The organism is Ruegeria sp. BG7 (assembly GCF_056535685.1).
The window spans coordinates 3,098,219-3,122,641 of the sequence record NZ_JBQFIU010000001.1 but is presented as its reverse complement, the minus strand read 5'-3'; the positions used below and the strand labels follow the sequence as shown (position 1 = coordinate 3,122,641).

The following is a 24,423-nucleotide window of genomic DNA, read 5'->3' as shown; positions in this document are numbered from 1 at the left end:
ATCCTACCACCCCAGCCAGTTCATCAGAACATGGAACGACGACAGGCACTTGGGGCTAAACGCTCCGGGAAATGCCCCCGTTTATGCCCCCACCACCCGAGCCACTTGTTAACAGCCCTGGGGGAATCTTTGGGGCGGACCCTCTCTACTTGCGGGAGGAGAGGGTAGCCTCATTGAAGGTATCTGTTTCGTAGAGAGTCCAAGTCCTCATCTGTAAGACCAAGACCTTCGCGAAGGTAGCCTTCGACCGAACCATAGCTCTTTTCAACGCTGTTGTAGAACTCGTCGAGATAGGAATCCCGAACCCCGAGCGAAGGCCAGACGGCTGCTGCCGTCATATTTGTGCCGTAAGCCGCATTGACTTCCGCCGCGATCTGTTCGGCCTTGTTGTCAGCATCTTTAAGCACGTTGCTCATCATGAAATCGGCTTGAATGTCTTCCTTTGTGACACCAAGCGCGGTCAGGACAAGCGCGGTCGCGACACCGGTGCGATCCTTCCCGCCGGAGCAATGAAATAGAACTGCCTCCCCTTCCGGCTGGCCAAGCAAAACGTCGAACAGATCGCGGTATTCGTCTGTATAATCCGTTGCGATGTAACCAAAGGCACCGGCAAACAAGGCATCTGTTCCCTCCGCGGTGGCCGTCCCTGACTTTATGCTTGCGCGCATGTCTTCAATCATCTGACTTTCACTTTCCATCACAGGGAAATTATGGCGTTTGGGTCCCTCCCCTTCTGGCCATTGCGCCGGGTGGGCCGTCGCTTCGGATGTGGTTCTGAGATCAACAATTGCGCTGACCCCCATGTCGTCCAGGCGCTGTTTGCTGCGCTCACTGATCTCGTCTATCTCGCCGGATCTGATGAGTTGCCCCGCACGTACAACGCGACCGTCCTCCGTTTTCAAGCCACCGAGGTCTCGGGTGTTGAGGACACCTTCCAGGGGAACAGCCCGCTCCTCATCCGCGATAACGGGAAATGTGCCAACCGTCATCAGAAGGAGGGTAACGCCAATTGATCTAACCAGGTTCATGTCTCTCTCCATTGCCGTGTAGGACTTAGGTCTTTGATGTCTTTGCCCCGCGTAGATCGACGAGGTCTGACATTGGTTGGCTCAAAACCCGCCAAAAACGGCGACCTGCGTGTCAGTGCTGTCGACAAGATCATAGCCAACAGAGTCGGAAAATACTGTCCCGCGCACTTCGGCATCCGCATTGGCTGGAATGCCTGGACCCACGGCGGCGTCCTGGTCATCACTCAGATCCAGATACAACGTGTCCGCAAAAAACCAACAATTTGCCACGCCGCGCCTCGACCGCGCCCATCTATGCGAAATCGAGATTGTCGAGTATTTCGCTGAAGCTGATGTCAATGCTGCGACCGGTTGTTGTTTCGCCGCTCAGTGCCGGGCCCCAGAGGTATAGGTAGCCTGTGAAATCCCAGTCCGCGTCTTGCGCATTCCCATTTGCTGACCAGCCTAAAAAAGGGCAACGCTTGTGACGGCCAGATGTTGTCTTTGGGTTGGTGTGGTTCTTTCAATCATGACATTGACCTGTTGATGTGCTGGCTACTCATCGCGATGCACTTTCGTTACCTTTGAGGCGCGCGTGGACAGCCCCGCGCGCCCTTGGGGCTTCACTCTTGCCAGCTCATGAAGACCTGTCGTGCTTCTTCGCTTTCGGGGCGCAGGTTTTCGATACCGCCGTAAGGGATGTCTTTGCCGATCTCAGAGTTCGGATACTTGGCGATCATCTTCTGGTGGCGCTTGATCATGTCCTGAAACGACGCGCCGGCCCAAAGCGAGTACCCCACAAGCGGATGCTGCTCGCGCGGGTCGCGATAGATGTTGTAAGTGGGTGCTGCGGCTCCGGGTGCGCCTGGTGCCGGCAGGTGCATCTTGAACTCCTGCTTTACGACCGAGCGCAGGACCGGACCTTCGTACACATAAACGTAGTCTCTGCGCCCATTGCCTTCACCTTCCAGCAGCAATGCTGTCTGGTCGATGCCATCGATCACCCGGTCACGCGGGATATAGTCCGTAGCGCCCGCGATACGCGCGATTGTGGTGTAGATATCCGAGACGTGAAAAATGTCACCAGCAGCGCTGTCAGCTTCAATCACACCGGGCCAGCGAATGAACGCATCAGTGCGCACCCCCCCTTCGAGGTGTTGGGTTTTGCCCCCCCGGTATATCAGCTGGTTCAAGCCGGATGTCCCTTCGTAATGGTACATCAACCCGTTATCAGCCATGATCATGACTATGGTGTTGTCCGCCTCGCCGGTTTGTTCCAGCGCGGCGAGGACCTCACCTATCCAGCCGTCCAGAAGCTGCAACTTGTCCGCGTGAAACCCTCCGTTACGCGACAGTGCTTGATCAGGATAGGCAAAGTTCAGCGGATACAGCGGCCAGTATTGGAGAAAAAACGGTTCATCCAGGGTTGCAACGCGCTCAAGCTGCTCGATCGCCTGTGCCTGATAGCGTTCGTTCATCTCTTCATACTTGGCTTGAGTCCATTCTTCACCCACAGCCATTTCGACCTCGCGCGCTGGCCCGCCTGCTTCCGCCTCGACGCCCGTTACCAAACCGTAGGGTTTGAACCGCTCATCCAATAGAAACGCATTGTTCTGTCCGGACGCATGGTATCCCAGCATATTATTCGCTTGCATCGCTTCGCGCGTCATCAGGCTTAGCTGAACCTGTTGATGCAACGGGAAAGCCGCCCAGTCGAAGCCTTGATTGTGCGGGTAGGCCTCCTCGATATCGCCCTGGTGCCACTTTCCGACGTGGGTTGTATTGTAACCCGCCTGTTTCAGGATTTCCGGCAGCGTCACTTCGCTGGCAGGCAGCCCTTCCCCGACCAAAGCAACTTTCACTTCTTCCACACCGGCCCTGATCGGATGGCGTCCGGTCAACATGGCCGTACGCGTTGGAGTGCAAGAGGGCTCGGTGTACATACGCATCAACGACATGCCTTCGCTGGCAAAATCATTGATATTCGGGGTTTCTATCCCCATCACGTAGTTCATCTTGCGCTCGCCCATCTGGCCGAAGCTGATGTCATCGATAAGGATGTACAGAAAGTTCGGTGGCTTGCCGCCGTTGGCGTCCCGGATTTCCGCCAACCTCGCTTCAATCTCGGTGTCCTGCGCATCCCATTGTTCGCCAAATTGAGCGCGCAGGAACTCATACTCGCCATCATGCACAATTGCGTCTTGTTGTGCGACCGCTGGCACCGCACTTAGCACTGTAAGCATACAGGCAGCGATACCAATCTTCTGTGTAACGTTAGTCACTCTTAGATCCCCCTTGAGTACTCATGGATTCCATGGCCTGAACAATCAGTGCGTGGCACGTGGCCGAGAGCGATTGCTTTGATCTCTGCGCCAACTCCAAAAGGCGTTGGTGCTCAGGTGGCGTAAGGAACGTCACGACCCGCTCTGACCGCGCATCGGCTTCAGCAAGCCGCGGGCGACCCATAGTCGTATCGTTTGAGGACCCCCCAGTCACTTGACACCTCGCCTATCGAATTAGCTACATTACCGGTAAACTGTCAGGCTCTGTAAATGGACCACATCAAAAATTCGCCAAATTTGCAGAATACTGCCCCCCCCAGATGGGAAGGGGTGGCACCGGCAATCGCGCTGGATTTTGACCATCCCAATATGATCGGTGACTTTACACCTTGGGAGATCGACTTTCGACAGCTTGACCCAGGTCGATTGTCTACGAGAATAAAAGTGCGCTCAGGGCACTCGGTGTCCGCTTTGAACATCGCGATGAATCAACGTGTACACCAGCGGGGTGTATCTCCAAGCGGATGGATAACATTTGGCATTCCATCACAGGGTGCTGTCGAAAGATGGCAAACAAAGGACGTAACCGATAGCGCATTCTTGTCTTTTGGAGATAGCGACGGGTTTGATGGTGTTTCTACGGCCGGATTTACGGGCAATGTTGTTTCGTTTGAAACCCGGCGGCTGGAAAAGTTGGCTGAGACCTGTGGATTTCACCTGGATGGCGACAAACCGGATGCTCGAAAATTGAGCTCAAAAGAAGGCTTAGCCAGCCTAATGCAGTTGGAGCGTCGTGTATCCCACTTGCTTACCTGTACCGATGCGCGATGGTCTCAAGAGACTGAGGGAACTCTGATGCTTGACGCCCTGAACATCCTGACTGACAACGAAGCACATTTCGACAAAAGTCAGGTCGATACCCGACGGCGCGTTCTTGGCCGTGCAATCGACCTCATGTTCGTCAATCTGGAAGAGCCAAAATCGATAGAAGAGATATGCAAGGAAAGCGGGGCGTCCTGGCGAACACTGGATCGCGCGTTCAAAGAACAGTTCGGACAAGGCCCCAAGTCATACTATTTGCGGCTTCGGTTGAACCGAGTTCGTGAAGACCTTCTTGCAGGGCACTCAGAGGGCACAATAACCGACGCTGCCAACCGGCACGGATTTTGGCACATGGGACAGTTCGCACGCGACTACAGGATGTTCTTTGGCGAGTTGCCATCCCAGACGAAGAGCGAGTAGATCAACAAAGTTTCTCTGCAATTCGTGTTGGTCGCGACACCCAGCCCAAAGCGGCTGCACGTCGCTCGACTTCTCGACATTTTGAACGCCTTGCGCCGCCGGCAACAACCGAGAGGTGCGACGCATATCTTCCTAAACTCCCCTAAGAAAGTAGTAAACACCACCCACTTTCTTCTGAGTAACGTACTTCGCTGAGATCAAAGTCGCTCCAAATTCAGCGATGACTAGATGCATAGCGTCACCTTGCATGTCACCTTCGAATCCAGCGAATGCGCTTTAACACGATGAAATTTAATATTTTTTATGATTTAAAGTGGTGCCCCCACACGGACTCGAACCGCGGACCTACTGATTACAAATCAGTTGCTCTACCAGCTGAGCTATAGGGGCTTTGGCAGTCGATTACTTCCTCTGGCGGGGGACTGCAAGCCTCATTTTCAACTTGAACTAGGGTATTGTCCGTTTTCCTGAGAAAGTGCAAAAACCACACAGGCAAAAACACCGCATACGTCTGGTAAAGTAAAGGACATGTGCAAGGCTGGGCACATTGGCTGGGGGTACGGAAGACGACATGCGGGTAATCATTCATGCCGGTGCAGCCTTTGCCGATGAAGGCCACATTTTGTCGTCGCTTGTTGCAAACAGACAGATGTTGGCAGAGATGAAGACTGCTCCGATGGGCCCGCGCATGTCCCGTCATTTCGTCAAGATCATGTCGGATGCACTGATCCATGGGACATCGATCGAAGAAACGCGGGACAGTCTGGCCCCTCTTTTTCCACAAGACGTCAACCTGGAGCGTGTAATTTTGTCGAGCGACAAGTTCTTTGGGCCCCGACGGACTGCATTGCAACATGGTCAGATTTATCCTTTTGCGGGACGGCGGGCAGCCTTTACCGAGACCCTTTTGGAAGGCGCGCAGCTTGAGCTGTTTATCGGCCTGGTGAACCCCGGACTTTTTATTCCCAAAACGCTGATGTCCATTCACGAAGACCACCGGCGAGATATTCTGGCCAGCACCGACCTCAGTTGCCTCAGTTGGCTCAGCATGATCGAAGACCTGCGCGAACTTGCGCCTCAGTTTAAACTGACCGTATGGGAAAACGAAAATCTACCTCTGATCTGGGGTGATATTGTCCGGGCTATGACAGGGCTGCCCAGCGAGACACCCCTTCCCGATGAGTACTCCTTTTTGACGTCGCTTTTGACCGATGCAGGGCAAAGACAAGTGCAGGAGATCCTTGGGCAGCGCACACCCTTGGATTTGCAAGGCCAACGCGAAGAATTGGCGCAAGTCCTCGAGGATCAAGCGCGCCCCGAGCAGGTTGAGGAAGAGTTGGATTTGCCCGGGTGGAGCACGGATATATTTGACGCGTTTACAGAGCTTTATGCGCAGGACATGGCAGCCATCCGCACCATGTCAGATATTCGCGTGTTGTAACCTTCGATCACCGTTTCAGTTAGCGCCCCAGATGCCAGCCTCTGATCCGTCATAACTCCGAGTTATCCGTCATAACGACAGAATACCTGTACGTTTCGTCACATTTCACCCTGCCACCCGAACAGCCTGCGAACCATCGTTAAGTGAGGCATAAATTGGGAGGCAAAGACAGTAATGTCCTGGAATGTGTGTATCGTAGGCGCAGGCAAAATCGGGCAGATGATCGCGACCCTGCTGAAAGCATCGCCAAATTACACCGTGTCTGTCGCGGATCACGACCTGAAATCACTGGCCGAAGTTGCAAAGCTTGGTGTTCCCACCAAGCAGGTCGACGCCAGCGACACACATAGTTTGGCCGAAGGTCTGAACGGTTTTGATGCCGTCATTTCGGCAGCACCCTTCTTTTTGACACCAAAGATTGCCGAGGCGGCCCAAAAAGCAGGCGCGCATTACTTTGATCTGACCGAGGATGTGGCCGCCACGAACGCTGTGCGCGCATTGGCCGAGGGCAGCCAGACCGCGTTCATGCCGCAATGCGGGTTGGCGCCGGGCTTTGTTGGTATCGCGGGCGCTTCCCTGGCCGCCGAATTTGACGAAATCGACAGCCTGCATATGCGGGTCGGTGCGCTGCCGCTCTATCCGACCAACGCGTTGAAATACAACCTGACCTGGTCAACTGACGGGCTGATCAACGAGTATTGTAACCCCTGCGATGCCATCGTGAACGGCCAACGGGTTAAAACCGCGCCGCTGGAAGACTATGAGGTTCTGGGACATGACGGCGTGGAATACGAATGTTTCAATACTTCAGGCGGGCTGGGCACATTGCCCGAAACGCTGGAAGGTAAGGCGCGGTCGGTCTCGTATCGGTCGATCCGTTACCCGGGTCATTGTGACATTCTGAAACTGCTGTTGCATGATTTGGGGCTGGAACGTCGCCGCGATCTGCTGAAAGAGATTTTCGAATCCGCCCTGCCCCGTACCGATCAGGACGTTGTTCTGGTCTACTGCACAGCCAAGGGCATGATCGACGGCGCGCTGCGTGAGAAATCATTGATCAACAAAAGCTTTGCCCGTGACATCAGCGGCCAGACCTGGAGCGCCATTCAGGTCACGACAGCCGCAGGCGTTCTGGGCGTTGTCGACCTGATGCGCACGGGTGCGCTGCCTTCGAAAGGCTTTGTCCGGCAAGAGCAGGTGAAGCTGCCCGACTTCCTGAACACTGAATTTGGCGCGCTCTATCGCGCTGGTGATGCAACCCCTCAAAACAAAGCGGCTTGAGACATGAAAGACGTTGTAATGACAGCAGAAACCACACTTTCGAAACTGGACCTGACTGTGGCTGAATTGACCGACGGCACCTTGCAGGTGACGTCTCCGATCGATGGTCGTGTATTGGCCGACGTACATGAGACGCCCGCCGCTGAGATGAACTCGATCATCGCCCGGTCGCAAGCTGCGTTCAAAGCCTGGCGCGTGGTGCCCGCACCGCAGCGGGGCGAGTTGATCCGGCTGCTGGGTGAAGAACTGCGCGCAGCCAAAGACGATCTTGGAGCACTTGTGAGCTGGGAGGCCGGCAAGATCACGTCCGAAGGTCTGGGCGAAGTGCAAGAGATGATCGATATTTGCGACTTTGCTGTTGGTTTGTCGCGGCAGCTTTACGGTCTGACCATCGCGTCCGAGCGTCCGGGCCACCGGATGATGGAAACCTGGCACCCTGCCGGGCCGGTCGGCGTCATCTCGGCCTTCAACTTCCCGGTTGCAGTCTGGTCGTGGAACGCAGCGCTGGCGATTGTCTGTGGTGATCCGGTGATCTGGAAACCGTCCGAGAAGACACCGCTGACTGCAATGGCGTGCCAGAAGATCTTTGAACGTGCTCTGACCCGTTTTGGCGACGCACCTGACGGTCTGTTGCAGACCGTGATCGGCGGCGCGGCTTTGGGTGAGGCTCTGGTATCAAGCGAATATGTACCTGTGATTTCGGCGACCGGTTCGACGCGTATGGGGCGCGCTGTGGCACCCATCGTGGCGGCGCGCTTTGGCAAGTGCATTCTGGAACTGGGTGGTAACAATGCGATGATCGTTGGCCCCTCGGCAGATCTGGAAATGGCCGTGCGTGCCATTGTGTTTTCGGCAGTTGGCACCGCGGGTCAGCGCTGCACAACCTTACGCCGCCTGATCGTTCACAACTCGATCAAGAACGAATTGGTGGCTCGCCTCAAGAAAGCTTATTCCGGCTTGCCCATCGGCGACCCGATGGCCGAAGGCACGCTGGTCGGGCCTTTGGTGGATGAAGCCTCGGGCGCAGCCATGACAGCGGCGCTGAAGGCGGCAGAGGGTGAAGGTGGCGAGGTGTTCGGCGGCAACCGCGTGACCGAAGGTGTCCCCGGCGGCGTCTATATGGAACCCGCGATCGTCGAGATGCCCGGGCAGTCCGATACTGTGAAGACCGAAACATTTGCGCCGATCCTTTACGTCCTGGGCTATGAGGATTTCAACGAGGCTATCGAGCTGCAAAACGATGTGCCACAGGGGCTGTCTTCTTGCGTGTTCACTCTGAATATGCGCGAGGCCGAGCAGTTCCTGACCGCGGCTGGATCCGATTGCGGCATCGCCAACGTCAATATCGGGCCATCAGGGGCCGAGATCGGCGGCGCGTTCGGCGGTGAAAAGGAAACTGGCGGTGGGCGTGAAAGCGGCTCGGACGCCTGGAAAGCCTATATGCGTCGGCAAACTAACACCGTGAACTACTCAGCGGAACTGCCGCTTGCGCAGGGTGTAAAGTTCGACATCTAGGACCTGTGCAACTAACAAAACAGCAGCCTTAGAAATCAAAACAAGGTGGCCGCATCGGGAGGGCAAACCCGGTCCGGCCTTTTTTAATCCTCATAGCTACCCGGCTGATCGCCGTTGCTTCGACTGTTTGATCAACCAGTCCGAAAAGAGCTGAACCGCTTCATTTTTCTGCCCTGTTGGAAAAGCGACGTAATACGCGCTGCCCGACATGTTCGCGATCTGACCAATCTCGACAAGCGTTCCCGAGGCCAACTCGGCCTCGATCAGATAAGTCGGCAGGATCGCAGCCCCCATCCCGGCCACGGCCCCCTCGATCAGCATCGAAAACTGATCAAAACGCATACCTGGGAACACGGCACGCGCATCCAACCCCAGACTCGCATGATAATCTGACCATTGCTGGGACCGAGACGTGAGATGCAACAGCGGAAGATCGAACACATCTTGTTTTTCCTCCAGCCCAGCGCTGCCCACCAGTGCAGGCGCAGCCGTGACGACCAGATGTTCCGGGAACAGCTTGCGCAGCGTGGCACCCGGCCAGTCTTCGTGACCAAAGTGAATGGCAACGTCCACGCGCCGTTCTTCCAAGCTAAATGGCGTCGTATAGGAATGCAGGTCCAGTACTATCTCGGGATGTGACGCTTTGAAATCGGCCAGGCGCGGCACCAGCCATCGCGACGCAAAGGTAGGCAGTACAGCCATGGTCAGCAGCGTTGCACCATCGCCGGCTGCAATGGCGCGGTTGATCGTGCCGCTGAGACGTTCAAGATCTCCGGCCAGTTCCTCGCGCAACGCGCGTCCTGCCTTGGAAAGGCGCACCGCGCGCCCCACCCGCCGAAACAGCGTGACACCAATCGCCGCCTCCAACTCGCGCACCTGACGACTGACCGCGCCCTGCGTAACGCCCAGTTCCTCTGCCGCCATGGTATAGCTTTCATGACGCGCGGCGGCTTCAAAACTGCGCATCAGGGCAAGAGACGGAAGAGCGTTGATCCTGGGCATAAAACTCATGAGCATTAGTCACAGAAAAGATACCCATTAAGGTATTTTTCTCAAGTAAATTTGACACTAGTTTCGTGCTGAATATCAAAGGAAATGCCATGTTGTTCCAGCGTGCAGACCGGCTAAACGGGATCGAACTCTCCGAGATCGTACAGATTTCCGAGGCGGCTGCCCGTCTGCGAGCGGATGGTCGTGATATTGTGGCACTGTCAACGGGTGAGCCGGATTTGCCCACGCCGCCATATGTGGTCGAGGCGGCCTACGCCGCAGCGCAAGACGGAAAGACAAAATACCCGCCGACAACGGGTATTCCCGACCTGCGTAGCGAGATCGCCCGGCAGGCAAGGGTCGAGATGGCACAGGTCATCGTGTCGACCGGTGCAAAACAGGTGATTGCTAACGCCATGCTGGCCAGCCTCAACCCCGGCGACGAGGTGATCATGCCCGCGCCCTATTGGACCAGCTATTCCGATATTGTTCGCATGGCGGGCGGAACGCCGATTGTCCTGCCCTGCCCGATACAACAGGGTTTCAAGCTACTGCCTGAACAGCTTGAGGCCGCGATCACGCCCCGTACCCGCTGGCTGATGCTCAACACACCGTCGAACCCGTCCGGGGCCATCTATTCGCAAGATGAAATCGCCGCGCTGTCCGCCGTTTTGGCACGGCACCCGCAGATTTGGGTTCTGGCGGATGAAATCTATCAGCACCTCAGCTTTGTCCCTTTCACCTCGGTAGCCGAAGCCGCACCAGAACTTACCGAACGTATGTTGGTCGTCAATGGCGTGGCCAAGGCTTGGTCCATGACTGGCTGGCGCATCGGGTGGGGGATCGGACCGGCCGAATTGATCAAGGCGATGGTGGCAGTGCAAGGTCAGGTGACCTCGGGCGCGTGTTCGATTTCGCAATGGGCCTCTTTGGCGGCCATCACCTGTGACCCAAGCTTACTGGAAGAACGCCGCGACCTGTTCGCCCAACGCCGTGATCTTGTGGTTGCCGGGCTGAACGCAGTTCCTGGATTGCGTTGTGACGCGCCAGACGGGGCCTTTTATGCCTTCCCCTCTTGCGCGGAATTGCTTGCAGATCGCGGCGGACCCTTCAAAAATGATGCGGACTTTTGCGGCTGGGCCTTGGAAGATGCCGGTGTCGCCCTTGTCCCCGGTCGTGCTTTTGGCTTGCCCGGACATTTCCGGCTGAGCTTCGCTTACGCCCAAGATACAATTGTAGCTGGTCTTGAACGCCTTAAATCAGCTGTAGAAAGGAAACTCTCATGAAACCACAATCCCGCCCGCAGCTTGGCCCCTTCACCTGGGAAGACCCCTTCTTGCTGGAAGATCAATTGGCCGAAGACGAGCGCATGGTGCGCGACGCCGCGCGTGCTTATGCGCAGGATAAACTGTTGCCGCGCGTCACCGATGCCTTTGCCAAGGAAGAAACCGACCCCGGTATATTCCGCGAAATGGGTGAGATGGGGCTGCTGGGCACCACCATCCCCGAAGATTTCGGCGGCATCGGGTCCAGCTACGTGACCTATGGCCTTGTGGCGCGTGAAGTTGAGCGTGTCGACAGCGGTTACCGCTCGATGATGTCGGTTCAGTCCAGCCTGGTGATGTATCCGATCTATGCCTACGGCACCGACGAACAACGCCAGAAATACCTGCCGAAACTGGCCAGCGGCGAGTTCATTGGGTGTTTTGGCCTGACTGAACCCGACGCAGGTTCGGACCCTGGCGGGATGAAGACCGTCGCGAAAAAGACCGAAGGCGGGTATGTGCTGAACGGCTCGAAAATGTGGATCTCGAACGCGCCGATTGCGGATGTGTTTGTGGTCTGGGCCAAGTCCGAGGCACATGATGGCAAGATCAAAGGCTTTGTTCTGGACAAGGGCATGGCGGGACTGTCTGCGCCCAAGATCGAAGGCAAACTGTCACTGCGAGCCTCGATCACCGGTGAGATTGTGATGAACAATGTCGAAGTCTCAGAAGATGCGTTGTTGCCTAATGTCGAGGGGCTCAAAGGGCCTTTCGGCTGTTTGAACCGCGCGCGGTATGGCATTGCCTGGGGCACTATGGGCGCAGCCGAAGCGTGCTGGTACGCCGCCCATCAATACGGGATGGATCGCAAGCAATTCGGGCGGCCTTTGGCGCAGACCCAGCTGTTCCAGTTGAAACTTGCCAACATGCAAACCGAAATTGCGCTTGGCCTGCAGGCCGCCCTTCGCGTGGGTCGCCTGATGGACGAAGCCCGCGCCGCACCCGAAATGATCAGCCTGATCAAGCGCAACAATTGCGGCAAGGCGCTTGAGATCGCGCGCCACGCCCGTGACATGCATGGCGGCAACGGTATCAGTCAGGATTTTCACGTCATCCGGCACATGGTGAATCTGGAAACGGTGAACACCTATGAAGGAACCCACGACGTACACGCGTTGATTTTGGGGCGCGCGCAAACGGGCCTGCAAGCCTTCGCCTAAGGACATTCGATATGGATCGCGCAGCCATTGTGCACGAAAACTTCCTGCGTCGCGTGGCGGCGCAGGATTTCCCCGCAGGTAACGCCCCTGCTGGCCCTTTGACCCAGACCGAAGCCGTGGGGCTGTATCGTGCACAATGCCTCAGCCGAGCGCTGGATCGGCAAAGCCGCGCGATGCAGAAAGCCGGTCAGGGGTTTTACACGATCGGCTCTTCCGGGCACGAAGGCATGGCGGCTGTTGCCGCCGCCTTGCGTCCGACCGATCCGGCCTTTCTGCATTATCGCGATGCTGCCTTTCAGATCGCCCGCTCTGATCAGGTGCCGGGGCAAAGCCCAACCTGGGATATTCTGCTGTCCTTCGCCTCATCCTCTGAAGATCCGATCAGCGGCGGGCGGCACAAGGTACTGGGGTCCAAGGCGTTGAGCATCCCTCCGCAGACCTCAACCATTGCCAGCCACCTGCCCAAAGCGGTGGGCGCGGCTTATGCTATTGGCGCGGCCCGCCGCCATCGCCCCGAACATGCTGACATGCCGGATGATGCGATTGTCTATTGTTCCTTTGGCGATGCCTCGGCCAACCATTCAACCGCGCAAGGGGCATTCAACACTGCGCAATGGACGTCGTTCCAGTCGGTGCCGCTGCCTCTGCTGTTTTGCTGTGAAGACAATGGCATCGGTATTTCGACCAAGACGCCTCAGGGCTGGATCGCGGCAACCTTCCAGAATCGGCCGGGACTGAAATACTTCAGTTGCAACGGGCTTGATCTGTTCGACACATTCCGCGTCGCGCAAGAGGCGGCCGACTATGTGCGCCGCCGTCGCAAACCCGCCTTCCTTCATGTGCGCACTGTGCGTCTTTACGGTCATGCCGGGGCAGATATGCCAACAACCTATTTGCCGAAGTCAGAAGTTGAGGCAGAGGAGGCCAACGATCCCCTGCTGCATTCCGTCCGCCTGCTGGAACAATCCGGAGCGATGCAGTCCGAGGACGCCTTGCGCGTCTATACCGATACTTGCGCGCGCGTCGCCCGTGTCGCAGACAAAGCCGTCACCCGTCCGCGTCTGAAAACAGCAAGCGACGTTATGGCCAGCCTGATACCACCCGTACGCCCCTGTGCGCCGACCAATGGCCCAAGCCCAGAACAAAGAGCCGAGGTGTTCGGCAGCGATCTCAAGGCGCAATCTGAACCTCAGATCATGTCGCGCCTGATCAACTGGACCCTGACCGATCTGATGCTGGAACACGGCGAGGTCGTGATGATGGGAGAAGATGTCGGGCGCAAGGGCGGTGTCTATGGTGTGACGCAAAAACTGCAGGCACGTTTCGGCCCCGACCGGATGATCGACACTTTGCTGGACGAACAATCGATCCTGGGTCTGGCCATCGGTATGGCGCAAAATGGCTTTGTTCCGATGCCGGAAATCCAGTTTCTGGCCTATCTGCACAACGCCGAAGACCAATTGCGTGGCGAGGCGGCCACCCTGCCCTTCTTCTCGAACGGTCAATACACCAACCCGATGGTCGTGCGTATTGCCGGGCTGGGATACCAGAAAGGCTTTGGCGGGCATTTCCACAACGATAACTCAGTTGCCGTTTTGCGCGACATTCCGGGCCTGATTCTGGCCTGCCCGTCGAACGGCGCGGATGCCGCGCGGATGCTACGGGAATGTGTCCGTCTGGTGCGCGAAGAACAGCGGCTCGTTGTCTTCCTTGAGCCCATCGCGCTCTATCCGATGCGCGATCTGCATGAAACGGGCGATGGTGGGTGGATGCAAACCTATCCCGACCCTTCCGAGCGCATCGAGTTAGGGGAGGTCGGCGTAGAAGGTGGCGGGGACGATCTGGCCATCGTGACTTTTGGCAATGGCGTCTATCTCAGCCACCAAGCGCAAAAGGCGTTGCAGGCGGACGGTATCAACCCCCGGATCGTTGACCTGAGGTGGCTGTCGCCCTTGCCAAAAGATGCGCTGACCCAAGCGGTCGCCGGGGCCAAACGTATTCTGATCGTTGACGAAACCCGCCATCATGGCGGTGTGGCCGAGGCCCTGATGGCCCATTTCCACGAAACGGCAACTGTGCCACTGGCCCGCATCACGGCCGAAGACAGCTTCATCGCAACCGGCCCGGCCTATGCCGCCACAATGCCGTCCAAAGACAGCATCGAGGCCGCGGCGCGGCGCCTGATGGAGACCGAGGTATGATCCAAGAAAAACAGACCGCCGTTGTCATCTGCCCTGGGAGGGGTACGTATAACAAACCCGAACTGGGAGTGCTGGGGCGGCAGTTTTCGGATAACGCGTTGCTGGCGCGGTTCGACCAGATGCGTAGCGCACAGGGGCAAGAAACCCTGACCGAGTTGGACGGTACGGCGCGATATTCTGTCGTGAAACATACCCGTGGCGACAACGCCTCGGCCCTGATCTATGCCGCTACACTGGGCGATTTCCGTGCCATCAACCGCAACAAGATCGACGTGGTGGCGGTGACAGGGAATTCAATGGGCTGGTATTCGGCCCTGGCCTGCGCGGGTGCGCTGAGCGCCGAAGGTGGGTTCGAGGTCGTCAACACAATGGGCACGCTGATGCAGGGCAACATGATCGGCGGGCAACTGGTTTATCCATTCCTGAACGCGGATTGGCACCCAGATCCAGCCCGCAAGGCCAAGCTTTTGGCTCTGGTCGATCAGATCAACGGAACGGGCGCGATGCTGACTCTGTCAATTGATCTGGGTGGAATGCTTGTGCTGGCCGGGGATGAGGCCGGGCTGGCCGCGTTCGAAAAAGCCGTACCGGTGGTACAGGACCGCTTCCCCCTGCGCCTTGCCAATCACGCGGGCTTTCATTCACACCTTCAAGCCCCCGTGGCCGCACAGGGTCGCGCGCAGTTGGGCGCAGATCTTTTCCAACAGCCCAGTCTGCCAATGATCGACGGTCGAGGCCAGATTTGGTGGCCGGAGGCTTGCGACACCAACGCTTTGTGGGAGTATACGCTGGGTCATCAGGTCACGGAGACCTACAACTTCACCCACGCAATAGCGCAGGCCGCACGTGAGTTCGCGCCTGACCTGTTTATTGTCACTGGTCCGGGCACCACGCTGGGCGGTGCCGTGGCACAATCCCTGATCCTCAGCAACTGGGACGGGCTGAGCGATAAGGCATCTTTCCAGAACAGGCAGCGCGAAGAACCACTGCTGGTTTCAATGGGTATGGATGATCAAAGGGCATTGGTCACTTAACCTGACGCCCGATCTCAAACGGGGCCAATAGCCGAGAGATTTCGCTGGTTAGAGGCTGACAAGTTTGTGCTGCCCGTCAGCGCCCAGGAAACTTGTTTGACCAGACCCGAAAGCCGCTTGAAAAGCCTTGTCCGTCTTGGCCCATTCCAAAAGTGCTTTGGCTTCTTTCAACGCATCCGGCCCCGTTGGTGCAGCAGCAATCGCCGCGAGGATTTGCCGAAGTTTCGAGTTCTTGTCTGCGACGCTTGAACCAACCTCAAGTACAAGGCCAACGACCGATGGCGGGGTATACACATAGTCCGCATCGGATTGCACCGCGATACGGGCCTGCAGGGCCGGAACGATGTCGACTGTGTCATGGACATAGGTCCAACTGGTAGACAGCCCCTCGATCATGGGGTTGTCGGTCCCGGCCAGCATTGTGATCGGTGTGGTTTTGTAGATCACGATTGGTTTTCCAGCCGCATAGGCAATAGAGGATTCAACAAGACTGCCCCCGTCAGGCACACGCCCATCCATGTTAAAAACCAGACATGTGCACCGACCGATTAACTGATAAATATCCAGCGAATAAGTGACTTTGCGCACGATCGAGAGCGCGATTTGTCCTTCCTGCGAAGAAATCTGGGGGTCAAGAAGCAGCGCCATTAACTTGCCCACTTCAAGCCCGTCACGCTGCGGTAAATAGGTTGTGAACCCCCCGGCCTCTAGCACGGCGGCAATGTTCTGCTGCTCCCAAAGATCCCCGACGCTGAACATCGGCCCCGAGCAATACACGATCTGTTCTGACATTTGAAAAGCTCCACAAATTGACTTCAGGAATTCACAGAAGCGAGGACACGGGATGCCTTTTGCGCATCCACAGTGTCAGTCCCAGGCTCAAGTGCTTTTAGGACAGTCGCCAATCGATTTCGGGTGGTCCGATCCTCGGACCCAAGCACATCGTCCAATGTCAATAACGCGCGCAATTCCAACGAGCGGGCGTGGTTGCCGCGTGCCAAGTCCACGGCTTCGGACACGCTTTCAACCGCTGCTGTGCGGTCGCCCATTGTTGCCTGAACCTCTCCCAACAATCGTTTTAGTTCAGCGTCCCAGAAATGCTGACCCAGCATCGCCGACATCTGGCTGCCCGTTTGCAACACACCCAACGCGATCTCGGGGTTGCCTTGATCTGCCTGCGCGCTGGCCATAATGGAAAAACCCAAGCCCACAGCAGATTGGCTGCCGCTGCCCGACAGAATACCAAGCCCCGCTTCTATGTCTTGCAGACGTTTTGCAGGCTGATCGACTTTTTGACCCGCGCGCAGCAGTAGGCACAACCCTTGCCAAAACGGTATCCCAAGGTTGGCGCAGAACATCACTGTTTCGTCAGCAACCTCGTATGCGAGCTCCTCATCCCCGCGGTAATGGTGAATAAGCGCCAGATAAGACCGAGCTGCAGCAAGGCTCAGGGCGGATTCAAGCCCCTCGGCAAGAGCGACACCCTGGCGGGCCCGTCTCAGTCCGGTTTGCGCGTCCCCCAACCACCAATGCGACGCCGCTGCAGCCCCATAGGCCACAACGCCCTGATCGGTTCCAACGCCATACGTTACGTTTGCAAAGTCATCAGGTTGATACAGCGAAACCGCTGTTTCGGCATGATCTAGCGCATCTTGCACATCGCCAATTTGGAACTTCGCATTCGCAAGCGATGAATGCGCCCGAAGCATACCAATGCGATGGTTGGCAGGTTCTGACCACGACAATATCTGAAGTGCAAAATCGCAGGCTTTGGCGCAATCGCCTTTGCCAATCCAATATGCGGCCAGACCATTGAGCGCCGATGACCGCTCATCGTAATCCTTCAGCGTTTCCGCAATGCTCAAGGCGCGCTCCCAAACCGGGACGATTTCATCAGATCCAAATCCGCGCACACCCATCAATGCGTTGCCCAACAGTATCTGCAGCGACAGTTCTGAGTTGTGGCGCTCGGGCGTTTCCGAAGCACCCTCCAACGCTTCCAGCGCACGTCTGTACAGTGTCGCGGCATCCTCTACCGCAGCCTGCTTCGCGGCACTCCGCCCCGCTTTTTTGAACCATTCAGCGGCTGGCGTGAATTGTTCGGACGCCAGAAGGTGATAGGCGACGACAGACGGGTTCATGTCACCCTGCCCGCTGAATTGCGTCATCAACTGATCCGCCGTCGCTGCGTGAAGGGTCTTGCGTCTTTGCCGCAGCAACGTGCCATAAGCGCCGTCGCGTGTCAGAGCATGGCGGAAGAAGTAGCTGCCCGGTTGACCCGCATGACGCCGGATCAGATCAGCATCCAGCAAAACATCAATTGATGCATCCAAACCTTCGGCATCAAGTTCAGACACCGCCGCAAGCAGCGTCTGATCAAAAGCCTGCCCCAAAACCGCAGCAACTTGTGCAGTGCCTTTGGCGCTCTTGGGCAAGCGATCAAGCTGTTGCATGACAAGGCCGTCGAGCGACGTAGGAATGAGAGATTGGTGCCCGACCTCGTCACGCAGCGCTTGCCGCGTCAGTTCTTCCAGAAACAGCGGCACACCCTGCGCCCGCTCAATCAATTGCTGAATGTCTTCGGTGTTCAGACGCTGCGCAGCGTCAATCGAGCGAATAAGCTGGTGCGCCTCTGAATTTGCAAGTGTCGACAGCTCGATCACGCGACCAATCAGTTTTTTGTCGATACCGTCTTTGGCGTTCCGCGACGTGACAAGGCACAACAGCTTTGCCGGCGTTTCCCTCTGCAACATCAGATTTAGCAAGTCGATCGTTGTTGCATCGCTCCAATGCAGATCCTCGCATACCAAAACAACGGGGCGTTGATTGGACAGAAATTCGATCCAGAGAACCAGTGTTTCCAGCGTCAGTTTGCGCAGGCTTTCAGGGCTTTCACTGGCCAAAACCGATAACTCTGGCACCCGGAGTCCCAAAAAATTGGCGATGACGGGAAACGCATTTTCCGGCCTTTCATCCCAAGCTGCCAACCCCTCGTTCAGTCGAAACGCAGCGTCTTCGGTATTCTGTGGGTCGGCTATTCCAAGGCTTTTCAACCCCAACTCGATGAACGGATGCAAAGCCGCGCCGGTTTGCAAAACATCACATCTCGCCTCTAGCCAGGTATGCGGCGTTTCGGACAGACCAGCCTGAAACGTGTCGATCAACGTGCTCTTGCCCACGCCCGGGTCAGCCACAAGGCTAACACTGGACCGTGTGCCGCTAAGCACAGCCTCGAATTCTGAGGTCAGCGTGGATAGCTCTTCCTCTCGTCCCACCAGCGTGCTGAGGGGCCGCGCCACTGATCGCTTCGCTGGCGTGGATTGGCGCAATTGATGAAGAACAACTTCATTCACAAGCCCCTTTAACCGGGCCGGGGGTTGCGGTCGGGACGCGAATTTTCCTTTCAGAAGATGCAGTGCAGATTCGCTTGTAAAGATCGTTCCGGGCGATGCGGCTGATTGGATACGGGCAGCAACATTCACCGTTTCGCCTAATAGGATATCGCCCAAACCGTCGCTGCTTTGCCCCACGATCACAGGCCCGGCGTGGATACCCACGCGCGCTTGTAGTGGCGATTTAAGCCGGGGCTGGCCAACTTGACCCAATCCTTGCAGCATCTCAAAAGCCGCGCGCACGGCCCGTTCGGCATCGTTTTCCTGCGCCTGTGGATATCCAAAATAGACAAGAAGACCATCGCCCAGATAATGGGCAATTTTTCCACCAAATTTCTCGAATGTCCGGCTTCCGAACTTTTGAAACGCCAGCATCAAGTCAGCGAAATCTTCGGAATCCATCCTGGTGCTTAATTCGGTTGAGCCCACAACATCGACAAACGCAAGAACAAGGCGCCGACGCTCACCGCTAAGCCCAGAGTCGTTTTGAGTACCAGCGGAGGTCTTCGCCATAAAGTCACCTGCGCGCAAAAATGAAAAAACATTCTGGTCAAAATCCAGCTATTGTTCAAACAAACACGCAAAGGTGTCGCGCGGTCAAGTTTTGTGATAAGTCAACGGAATAGTCAGACTTCGTGTCAAAACATCGATGCGACGCAATAAATCGTAGTTTAAACATGTTTTGGGTGGATTATGGGCGACATCAGATATGTCTGTCTTTCAGATATGCATTTTGGGGCGGATAACAGCATTTTGACGCGCCTGAACGCGACGGACGGCAGTGTTGATCCGATGCACCCCAGCGATGTTCTGATACACTTGGCGAACTGCCTGAGGCACCTCATAAACGACAATTCAGGTGATCGCCTGCCGACGCTCATTTTGAACGGGGATATTCTCGATCTGGCCTTCAGTATGGAAAACGTGGCTGCGATGGCCTTTCGCCACTTTCTTGAGTTGACCATGCCGGATGATCCCGCCGCCCGGCTTTTCGATTCCGAGATTGTGTTCATCCCCGGCAATCATGACCATCATCTTTGGGAAACCTGCCGAGAGCGACAATATGCGGATTGTCTGAGCTCAGCCGATTGGAGCACCCCCCTGCCCCGCCCACCGCACATCACTCCGATGCGCGAACCCGACGGTGTTCCCAGCTATTTTGTCAATGCAATCGCACACAGTCTTCCCTGGCTTGCAGACGTCAAGATCAAAACCGTTTATCCCAATTACGCCATCACATCCGGTGACAAGCTTATTGTGGTCAGCCACGGGCACTTTATCGAAGAGGCATATCTGATGGTCAGCGAGTTTGCGGACCTCCTCTACCCGAAAACAACACCGCCTGAGACAATGGAAGCCTGGGAAGCTCAGAACTTTGCCTGGATTGACTTTGTCTGGTCCGTTCTTGGCCGTTCCGGCCACATCGGTGTCGATGAGGAAAACGTTTACAACACTGAAAACAGCCCCAAGGCGATTGGATCACTGCTGGGCAGTGCGGCCCGAAATCTGGTTCTGAAAAAGGGCGGAGCGACCGGGAAAACACTTGCCAAGGGCGTCGGCGAAATGGTTGGCGCGTTGGTCGCTGACTATTTTGAACGCGGGCAGACTGACACGTTGCTCAGCGACGATGGCGCAGGCGTCAAGCGGTTCATGCAGGTTCCGGTTCAAGAACAAATCAGATCGGAATTTGGCGAGACAGCTCCGTCAAACGTGGCACTTGTTTTTGGGCACACTCACAAGCCTTTTGAAGCAATCATGCCGTTGGAGCATTTCTTTGCCCCAAGTTTCGCCGCCTACAACAGCGGTGGATGGGTCGTGGACAGCCCTGAGGTCAAACCGCTCATCGGAGGCGCGATTGTGTTGATCGACGACGACGCCAACCTTGCCTCGCTGCGTATGTATAACGAGTGTGATGACACCTCGGACTATCGCGTTTCGGTCCAAATCGCCGAGACGACGGACGACGCAGACAATCCGCTGTTTTCGCAACTGTCCAAATCCATTGACCCCCAGAACTGGCCTTGGTCAGACTTTTCCAAAGCCGCCGCCGTTGCCGTCAAACAGCACAACACACGACTGGCCAGTTTTCTGAAAAACGCAGGTGATACCAGTTAGCGTCGGCGTGCAGTTGATTGTCGGAACGTCATGAGACTGCTCAGTCTGCGGAAAAGCACCTGCCGACAAGTTTTGCATAGCTGATTGCAAAATGGTGCCGGGGGCGGAATATAAAAATCAACGTAGTACATTGAAAATAATAAATAAGACTTTCAGCTTTTTTGCACGGTACCCCTAGAGATACCCCCATGCGCGTTTTGCGCGAAAAGGGTCTATCGAATACACAAATATCCGGGTTCGGCTGTTACAGCTCTAAAGTCCAGCACCATCGAAATCAACGTACGCCGGGTTCGATCTTGTAGTAGTGCAAGGTCGATCCTGGTGCGGGTAATGGGATTAATCCTCTTTGTGCAGCCCGCCACTCTCCACCAAACAATTTAGATAGGTCGCCCACTACTTCCTTCACTGTAAATGCGTGCCGATGATTCAAGTCGCCCGTAATGCCTTTGTCGAACGCGGTTAGGTCAATTGTATCCATGCCATCCAAAACAAAAATCGGTTTTGCTCGACCGGCGCGAGGTCGGGCATGAACACGGTTCGACCACCAAAGGGCGCCGTCGGCTTCAGTAGCCAACACTGTTGTGACCGAGCCATCTGTTGCATTTACACTTTGAGACAGAATACGGCGCGCGAGGTCCGGGGCGGCCAAAACAATTGCTGCATCATTTCCGGGCCAATTGTCTCGCATGAATTTCGAGACTAGTTGAGTTCCCATACTGTGCGCCAAATAGTCCACGCGTTCAATGCGCGGGTCGTTCACTAGGTTTACTATAAGCTCGATATAATGGGGCTGGCTCCACTCAAGACTATCGGAGTCATATCCATAGCTAGCTAGACCGCCTCCGGATGGCCAACTCCACACAAGCAAGTTGCTTTTCAGTTTGGCATCTCTTGCAAATGCTAAGGCGGTACTAAGGGCATCATCAAAAGTATTGTTGTAACCATGAACAAAGACGATAAGGTCGCCACCACCTGCGCCTATTAGGGAAGCAATATAGCCATGGCAGTCTTCATTTCGAATTATTGATCTTCCAGGCATCAGTGATACTACGCCGCTTACTTGTCCTATCTTTCCCGCGTTCACCGGCATTAACTCGCCACAGTAAATCTCTTCGTTGAGGCTTTCTGAATTGGAGAATTGGTTTACCAGTGGACTAGCGCCTGAGTCGAAACGACGGTCAGTGGCAAATAAAATCTTCGCTGGTGATTGGATCGCCCCCTCTTCTTCCTCTTCCGGCTCGCGGCTTTCGGTTTCTTCATCGGAATCACTTAGCGCCTCAATTTCATCGCGAAACTGAAGTATTCCTTCGGGGTCGGATTTGCTGGTGGTCCTTATGCTCGACGAAACAGCTTCTCGAAGCAACTCAGGTGCGATCGCTGACCATGAGGTTTCAAAAATGCCATACTTAGAGACTAGCTCACCAACCTCGTCTAACTCATTCTGAATTTGTTGAGCTGCTGCAAACTCAGCACTTTCAAGCACTTCAAAAACAGTTCTCTGTTGCAATGCAGTCAAGCTCACCCACCAGTCGGAATTTACGAAAGTGGCACTTAGATCAACTTTGTGATCAGTAAGAACTGTACCACCCTCAAAGAAAGTCATTCTTTGCGGGCTGAGCCACTGCCGAGAAAGAACCGCACCATCTGCGATGCCCGTCTCCAATGCTTGATAAACTTCGGAGAACCCGATTTGAGTTGGTTGTGCCCCCATTGCTTTCAAAAAGTCATTGGTTTGAAAATCTACTGTGGCAATCTTCTTACCTTCCAATTCCTTTATAGAAGAAAACGCCTGACCGCTTATGAGTGCGGAACTTGAATAGGGCCATAACCGCAATGCAAAGGAGCTTTCTCCTGCAATTTCCTCTCTGGCTATATCGCCAATTATTCCTTTTGAAGCTTCACGTGTGTCGTTCAGACTAGGGAACGCACCAGGCGATGTGAGCAGCGCTGCAGCCACATCCCCTTCAGAGGTACTTCGCTGAAGGCTTGTAAGACCAAAGGAGCCCATTGTACTATCCACAAACTTCCTGACTTCTCCACGTTCCAAGGTTACTGGTTCACTCGGCGCGTCCGAACCAAAACCAGCTTCGATCAGTCCCTGCGCCAGGACTTCCAGATAAGCGCTTGTTGCGGCCGTCTTCGGTAAATCGGTTGCGATAACAATACTTTGGCTGGCTTGTTGGGCGGCACCGTTCACACCAACAATACAGAAAGCAAAACAAAACAAGAAAATTCGCATCTTCACACCAAATAAACTAAGAAATGGTAGCCAAGTTTTGCACACTTCGAAGTACCAAACAACTTTTGCGACTTACGGCAGAAAAAAGGAGTCAAATTGTACCGTGTAGGCTCCAATTTGCTTTCGTCATCGGCAGTGCGCCCTTTTCAGCGTCGACTTTTCCGCAGGTAATTCGAACTGCCTGTACCGACCGCCGCATTAATTTGCGCGGTTAAGGGCATGGCCCGCAGCAATGACGGCGCCGCCGGTGTCCTGCCTCGACATAGGAAACGCCTGTCTAGCAGAGCAGACGAGGATTGCCGACCGCGACTGATTGGTTTTGGTACTCTGGCGCAAGTACTCCCCAACGTTGACTTCGCCTCGGGGTCACGTGAGAAGTCTTCTCCAACCTTGGCCCCGCTCTTCATGTGTATGTATACCGTATAAGTGACTGCGATGTTTTACTTACTTTATCCTTGAAACTCGATTGATAATCACTTCGACGCTACCTAAAGTTGTCGTACGCCCTAAGTGGGTGCGCAAAATTTAAAAGCGCGAAAAATACGGGACACGAGTTGTATTACAACACATCAGAAATTCACAGGAGATCCAATCAGCGCCTTAAGTTCGCAGAGCTCCACCTAGTAGTGGGTAAACGGCGGGAAGACACAGTTTGTTGAACCGACTTAAAGTGATAGTGAGCAAAGCATCGACCTATTCGGTTCGCTTTCAGCAACTGGAGGCCAAGTTTAATGATCTCGTCTCTTGAACGTGTTGTCGACGATCTTGTAGTGGTAAACAGCAAGCTTCTGTTGTTGATTGGCGCACCCAACTCAGGAAAAAGCGATTTGCTATGCCAATTGGCCAATCGTCGGCAGCAGCAAATCCTAAAAGTCGGTGCGGCACTAGGGCGCGAACTGCTCACAGTTCCAAGCCCCAGAAGGCATCTTCACGCTGCGGATCTTCTGAAGGGGTTGGCCGGTGAGTACTCCCGCGAAGATCTCCTGCTCATGGACAATCTCGAACTCCTATTCGATAAGAAGTTGAAACTCAGTCCACTGGATTTGCTCCGACGGCATTCTCAGGCGCAACGCGTCGTTGCGGCTTGGCCTGGAGCACTTACGAACAACAGACTGTCCTATGCAAAGACAGGACACCCTGAATACCGGGACTACAGCTGTGATGGCGTAGTTCCGTTCAGAGTAGATTGAAAGGAAATC

The 24,423-nt window shown here is 55.5% G+C and carries 17 protein-coding genes and 1 tRNA gene; 10 read left to right on the top strand and 8 right to left on the bottom strand.

Annotated elements, in window-relative coordinates; genetic code table 11:
* Positions 1-170 precede the first annotated feature (170 nt).
* From ACR3EH_RS15470 to ACR3EH_RS15460, 3 genes are all read right to left on the bottom strand, one after another.
* Positions 171-1,028 (bottom strand): tyrosine-protein phosphatase, encoded by an 858-nt coding sequence (locus ACR3EH_RS15470; protein WP_171675751.1) that lies wholly within the window; start codon positions 1,026-1,028, stop codon positions 171-173.
* Between the two features lie 81 nt (positions 1,029-1,109).
* On the bottom strand, positions 1,110-1,298 hold the full coding sequence (locus tag ACR3EH_RS15465) for a hypothetical protein (RefSeq protein WP_171188274.1): 189 nt from the start codon (positions 1,296-1,298) through the stop codon (positions 1,110-1,112).
* Positions 1,299-1,630: 332 nt separating this feature from the next.
* Positions 1,631-3,289, bottom strand: coding sequence for a sulfatase-like hydrolase/transferase (locus ACR3EH_RS15460; protein ID WP_371732079.1), 1,659 nt, complete (start codon positions 3,287-3,289; stop codon positions 1,631-1,633).
* Between the two features lie 270 nt (positions 3,290-3,559).
* Here ACR3EH_RS15460 and ACR3EH_RS15455 point away from each other — a divergent pair, with 270 nt between their 5' ends.
* On the top strand, positions 3,560-4,531 hold the full coding sequence (locus ACR3EH_RS15455; RefSeq protein WP_171675749.1) for a helix-turn-helix domain-containing protein: 972 nt from the start codon (positions 3,560-3,562) through the stop codon (positions 4,529-4,531).
* A 314-nt stretch (positions 4,532-4,845) separates the two neighbouring features.
* Here the strand turns inward: ACR3EH_RS15455 and ACR3EH_RS15450 are convergent.
* A tRNA-Thr gene (locus ACR3EH_RS15450) sits at positions 4,846-4,921 on the bottom strand.
* A gap of 181 nt (positions 4,922-5,102) precedes the next feature.
* Here ACR3EH_RS15450 and ACR3EH_RS15445 point away from each other — a divergent pair.
* The 3 genes from ACR3EH_RS15445 (at position 5,103) to amaB (ending at position 8,768) form a co-directional block, all read left to right on the top strand.
* Complete coding sequence (locus tag ACR3EH_RS15445; RefSeq protein WP_171188294.1) at positions 5,103-5,972, top strand: hypothetical protein; 870 nt, start codon at positions 5,103-5,105, stop codon at positions 5,970-5,972.
* Positions 5,973-6,146: 174 nt separating this feature from the next.
* Positions 6,147-7,253, top strand: coding sequence for a saccharopine dehydrogenase family protein (locus tag ACR3EH_RS15440; RefSeq protein ID WP_171188296.1), 1,107 nt, complete (start codon positions 6,147-6,149; stop codon positions 7,251-7,253).
* Between the two features lie 18 nt (positions 7,254-7,271).
* A complete protein-coding gene (amaB, locus tag ACR3EH_RS15435) occupies positions 7,272-8,768 on the top strand; it encodes an L-piperidine-6-carboxylate dehydrogenase (protein ID WP_371732081.1) in 1,497 nt (498 codons plus the stop codon).
* Positions 8,769-8,864: 96 nt separating this feature from the next.
* Here amaB and ACR3EH_RS15430 read toward each other — a convergent pair whose 3' ends face one another.
* A complete protein-coding gene (locus ACR3EH_RS15430; RefSeq protein WP_171188300.1) occupies positions 8,865-9,779 on the bottom strand; it encodes a LysR substrate-binding domain-containing protein in 915 nt (304 codons plus the stop codon).
* A gap of 89 nt (positions 9,780-9,868) precedes the next feature.
* Between ACR3EH_RS15430 and ACR3EH_RS15425 the strand changes: the two genes are divergently transcribed.
* From ACR3EH_RS15425 to ACR3EH_RS15410, 4 genes are read left to right on the top strand one after another with little or no spacing between them, the layout of a single operon-like run.
* Positions 9,869-11,044 (top strand): pyridoxal phosphate-dependent aminotransferase, encoded by a 1,176-nt coding sequence (locus tag ACR3EH_RS15425; protein ID WP_171675747.1) that lies wholly within the window; start codon positions 9,869-9,871, stop codon positions 11,042-11,044.
* A complete protein-coding gene (locus ACR3EH_RS15420; RefSeq protein ID WP_171188304.1) occupies positions 11,041-12,243 on the top strand; it encodes an acyl-CoA dehydrogenase in 1,203 nt (400 codons plus the stop codon). Before ACR3EH_RS15425 ends, ACR3EH_RS15420 begins: the two co-directional genes overlap by 4 nt.
* Positions 12,244-12,254: 11 nt before the next feature.
* Positions 12,255-14,444 carry a dehydrogenase E1 component subunit alpha/beta gene (locus ACR3EH_RS15415; RefSeq protein ID WP_171648728.1) on the top strand — a complete coding sequence of 730 codons (2,190 nt, stop codon included), beginning with the start codon at positions 12,255-12,257 and terminating at the stop codon, positions 14,442-14,444.
* Complete coding sequence (locus ACR3EH_RS15410) at positions 14,441-15,478, top strand: ACP S-malonyltransferase (protein WP_171188308.1); 1,038 nt, start codon at positions 14,441-14,443, stop codon at positions 15,476-15,478. The genes ACR3EH_RS15415 and ACR3EH_RS15410 overlap by 4 nt, the downstream gene beginning before the upstream one ends.
* 48 nt (positions 15,479-15,526) lie before the next feature.
* Here the strand turns inward: ACR3EH_RS15410 and ACR3EH_RS15405 are convergent, their stop codons facing one another.
* Both ACR3EH_RS15405 and ACR3EH_RS15400 read right to left on the bottom strand, forming a co-directional pair.
* On the bottom strand, positions 15,527-16,270 hold the full coding sequence (locus ACR3EH_RS15405; protein WP_171675745.1) for a nucleoside 2-deoxyribosyltransferase: 744 nt from the start codon (positions 16,268-16,270) through the stop codon (positions 15,527-15,529).
* Between the two features lie 23 nt (positions 16,271-16,293).
* Positions 16,294-19,383: an ATP-binding protein gene (locus ACR3EH_RS15400; RefSeq protein WP_171675743.1), complete on the bottom strand. Its 3,090-nt coding sequence runs from the start codon at positions 19,381-19,383 to the stop codon at positions 16,294-16,296.
* A 180-nt stretch (positions 19,384-19,563) separates the two neighbouring features.
* Between ACR3EH_RS15400 and ACR3EH_RS15395 the strand changes: the two genes are divergently transcribed.
* Positions 19,564-20,985 carry a metallophosphoesterase gene (locus ACR3EH_RS15395; RefSeq protein WP_171188314.1) on the top strand — a complete coding sequence of 474 codons (1,422 nt, stop codon included), beginning with the start codon at positions 19,564-19,566 and terminating at the stop codon, positions 20,983-20,985.
* A gap of 274 nt (positions 20,986-21,259) precedes the next feature.
* On the opposite strand, the gene ACR3EH_RS15390 is transcribed toward ACR3EH_RS15395, so the two are convergent.
* Positions 21,260-23,224, bottom strand: coding sequence for an alpha/beta hydrolase (locus ACR3EH_RS15390; RefSeq protein ID WP_171675741.1), 1,965 nt, complete (start codon positions 23,222-23,224; stop codon positions 21,260-21,262).
* Positions 23,225-23,955: 731 nt separating this feature from the next.
* Here ACR3EH_RS15390 and brxF point away from each other — a divergent pair.
* Positions 23,956-24,414: a BREX-3 system P-loop-containing protein BrxF gene (gene brxF, locus ACR3EH_RS15385; RefSeq protein ID WP_039523651.1), complete on the top strand. Its 459-nt coding sequence runs from the start codon at positions 23,956-23,958 to the stop codon at positions 24,412-24,414.
* Positions 24,415-24,423 lie beyond the last annotated feature (9 nt).